This window comes from Ferruginibacter sp. (assembly GCF_031430955.1).
Classification (GTDB): domain Bacteria; phylum Bacteroidota; class Bacteroidia; order Chitinophagales; family Chitinophagaceae; genus Ferruginibacter.
In genome coordinates this window covers 1-3,460 of sequence record NZ_JANPCM010000472.1, presented here as the reverse complement: position 1 = coordinate 3,460, position 3,460 = coordinate 1, and the positions used below count along the sequence as shown (strand labels likewise).

Annotated in this window: 5 protein-coding genes; 3 read left to right on the top strand and 2 right to left on the bottom strand. The window is 35.5% G+C overall.

The window, feature by feature from the left end:
* The 3 genes from ACY65O_RS12990 to ACY65O_RS12980 form a co-directional block, all read left to right on the top strand.
* On the top strand, window positions 1-204 hold a 204-nt coding region (locus tag ACY65O_RS12990; RefSeq protein ID WP_462221285.1), incomplete at its 5' end, for a hypothetical protein.
* Window positions 205-208: 4 nt separating this feature from the next.
* Complete coding sequence (locus ACY65O_RS12985; protein WP_462221284.1) at window positions 209-694, top strand: DUF1905 domain-containing protein; 486 nt, start codon at window positions 209-211, stop codon at window positions 692-694.
* A gap of 7 nt (window positions 695-701) precedes the next feature.
* Window positions 702-1,061, top strand: a complete 360-nt coding sequence (locus ACY65O_RS12980; protein WP_462221283.1) for a hypothetical protein — start codon at window positions 702-704, stop codon at window positions 1,059-1,061.
* Window positions 1,062-1,070: 9 nt separating this feature from the next.
* Here the strand turns inward: ACY65O_RS12980 and ACY65O_RS12975 are convergent, their stop codons facing one another.
* Both ACY65O_RS12975 and ACY65O_RS12970 read right to left on the bottom strand, forming a co-directional pair.
* Complete coding sequence (locus ACY65O_RS12975; RefSeq protein WP_462221282.1) at window positions 1,071-1,973, bottom strand: ABC transporter six-transmembrane domain-containing protein; 903 nt, start codon at window positions 1,971-1,973, stop codon at window positions 1,071-1,073.
* Between the two features lie 200 nt (window positions 1,974-2,173).
* Window positions 2,174-3,460, bottom strand: a 1,287-nt coding sequence (locus tag ACY65O_RS12970) for an SET domain-containing protein-lysine N-methyltransferase (RefSeq protein WP_462221281.1), incomplete at its 5' end; no start/stop codon positions are given.

The following is a 3,460-nucleotide window of genomic DNA, read 5'->3' as shown; positions in this document are numbered from 1 at the left end:
CCATGGAATGTGTATGAAAATTATTATAAACAGGTAAGAAATGAATACTCCCTTTACCCAGACCTGATTTATAAACCCGGAAGAAAAAAAGTACTGCAGCATTTTTTACAAATGGAAAGAATATTTAAAACGGATGTATGTTTTACTATGTTTGAATTGCAGGCAAAAGAAAATTTACAAAAAGAATTGGAACTATTGCAGTAATTATATGGCTAAACCATTAGTAAATAAAAAATACAAACTTTTAAAATACCCCGGAAAAGGCGGCTGGATATATACAGTTATTGATGAGATTGCACCGGATAAAAGAGCCAAATTTGGCTGGGTACAGGTAAGCGGCAGCATTGATGGCTTTGAATTGAAACGCTACAAATTAATGCCGATGGCAAATGGCAAATTATTTTTACCCGTAAGAAAAGAAATACGAAAAGCCATCGGCAAAACCGAAGGCGATACGATACATGTAATTTTATATGCCGATAACTCACCCATAGAAATACCACAGGAATTTTTATTATGTCTGGATGATGAACCTGTTGCCAAACAGTTCTTTTTTAAATTAACCCAAAGCGAACAGCAGTTTTATATAAAATGGATTTATAGGGCTAAGCAGGAAGCAACAAAAACTAAAAGGATTGTGGAGGCGATTGGGAAATTGATGAAGAAGGAGAAGTTTTATAAGAGCAGTCAGTAAAAGTAATATGAGAAAACAAGAAAAAATATTTATAACAGCGACTGTATTTATTTTAGTAGCTATCTTAATAAATGCAGTGTGGCGGAGTAATGAGATTAATAAGAATGGAGTGTATGTTCTGGCAAAGGTTAAAAAAATTGATGACACTGAAAACGGATTAATCTATAATTTCGATTATTTGTATAATGGGAAAACATACCATTCGCACTATAAAGGATTTATTAAAATGCAAGAGTCTACGATTCTTGTAAAAATTTCTAAACTAAAACCAAGTGTTTGTAAATATATAGAATACAATATTCCACAATGCATTTTAAGCAAAGATGCGGTTAATAAATATTGGGAAACGTTACCCACTTGTAAATAATCTTGAGTGCTATGCCGCCATCTCCCCCACTTTCACCCTCTTTCCCTTCCTCACCGGTTTTAAATTATTATTATCTTCCGGAAAATCTTCCACCTGCAATTCAATTCTTCGTGTTATATCGGTTAAAGAAGTAAGGCGCTGTACGGTGTACGGAATAGTTTCTAATCCCTTTGCAAAATTGCTTATGTAAAAGAAAATACCCACCACATTACCGGCAAGTATTGCGGCACCGGAAGTTTTGTAAGTAATTAATAAACTCACCCCCAAAACAATCATCACTAAAAATTCCATAAAGCCAAAATTCCATGCTTCCTGGTTGCTGATTTTTATTTGCCACTTGCGCAAATTATTATAATGATTGTTTACGGTTTGCCTGTTGCCGCTGCCAATAACATCTACCTGCTGCTCCAGCTCATCATTTTTTAATTTGTTCAGCCTTTTCATTCTTTTTCCATACACATAACTGATACCCACAACCGGAACTAAAACTATTAAGCACATGCCCACCACAGCAGCATCGTAAAAGAATAATAAAATTAATGAGCCCAGTAAATTGTATGCTGCTTCAATAACGTACACTAAATCAAATTCTAAAAAATCTACAAATTCTCTTGCTAAAGTAGAGTGTGCACTTAGTTTACTTACATCTTGTTTGTAAATTCTTCTGCTTAAAAATTTTGTAACTAATGAAACATAAATGGCAGAATACGTACGGGTATCGTACATGTGGCGCAATGTGCCAATGATTAATGTAACAAAATGTACGGCCGATAAAATTATTAATCCATTGTAACTGCCTTTTAATAAATCGTTAATGGCCATGCCCAAAAAGAAAGGGCGCAATAATCCACCCAGCATTTCTAACGAAAATAAAATATAGGTAAGCACCAGCTGACTGCGGTGTTTGTTCATTAAACTTTTTAAAATCTGAAAACGGGACATAGGTTCTGGTTTATTAGTTAATTAAATTCTGTTTGTATTTACTCTCGTCAGTCCGAAGAATGAGGAATCTGCAGTTATTTAAATAAACAGATTTCTCCCTACGGTCGAAATGACAGAAGAGAAGCCAGAATTTAATGGGCTTGTATAAGACCGAAAGAAATGGGGTTAGTTTAAAGAGTGGCCATCTTTTCTCTCTCGGTAACCGAATTATGGGTAATTCCGGTTATAAGGCCACTACAGTTTGGGGCACCACATTGGCAATTGAAAGGCTCCATTGTTTCATCCAGGAAGGATGCGTAGTTGAGGGTTAGTTCTTCGCCTTTTTTTATTGTTCTTAAAGCGATAACGTTTAAACCGTAGTAAGCGGTGTTTGCGTTGCAACTGTGATTTTGCGGAGCCCAGCCGCCAGGGTTATCATCCCACAGCAAATATACTTCTTTGCTTAGCGGATAGGCATATTTTGAAAAGATTTCTTTTTCTTTAATATTCCAGTTTTGCTCTACATAGCGGCGGGTAACTATCCGCTGGTTCATCTCTTCGCCTTTAAAAATCAGCTCTTTAGCGTCAATATCGGCTGTGGCATAAATACCATAACCAGCTATGGAATTGCCCTTCATTACATACTTTTTTTGTTTGCGCCGGTACCTTGCAATACCTTCTTTTATAATATGAGTAAGGAAATTTGCCTGGCCATAACCATCGTGTTTTAAAATATAATCGGCGCTGCCTTCATATCCATCTTTATAAAAAACAGAGCAGGTAAAATTTATTTCGAGAAAGAAAATTTCTTTATTATCATCAACTCTAAAATCTAATCTTGCATAACCCACACCACCGAAACTGCGAAAGATTTGAGTAGCCGCTTCTCTTAATTGTTGTTCTAATTTTTCATCGTTGCAGGCAATGTTTGCATTGGGATGCAGCTCGGATGTTTTTAAAGCATACGTTTTAAATTGGTTTCCTTCGGGAAAAATATACTCTACCGGTTTAAAAACTTTTACTGATTTGCCATCGTCGTTTGCCGCAAGCATTACAGTAAATTCTCTGCCGCTGATATATTCTTCTACCAGTAAAGGCCCGTATTCATCAATGATGGATTGTACTTTTAATTTCAACTCTTCTAAATTATTTACTAAACTTTTATCATCAATACCCAAACTGTCGCCAGCCTTTGCCGGTTTTACAAACAAAGGATATTTTAAATATTTGCATTCAGTTTCAATTTCATCAACACTATTAATTAATGCATAAGCCGGAGTGTTGATGCCTTCGGTGTAGGCCACATATTTCATTAATTCTTTTGGAGGATCGTATAATAAAGTAGTGGGGCCGGTAAAAGGAAGGTTTAATAATTCTAAAGTATAAATTACATCAATGCTGGGCACCTCCCATTCTAAATATCCTTCGCAAAGGTTTACAAAAATGTCGTAATTTTTTTTCTTGAGTTCTTTAAGTTG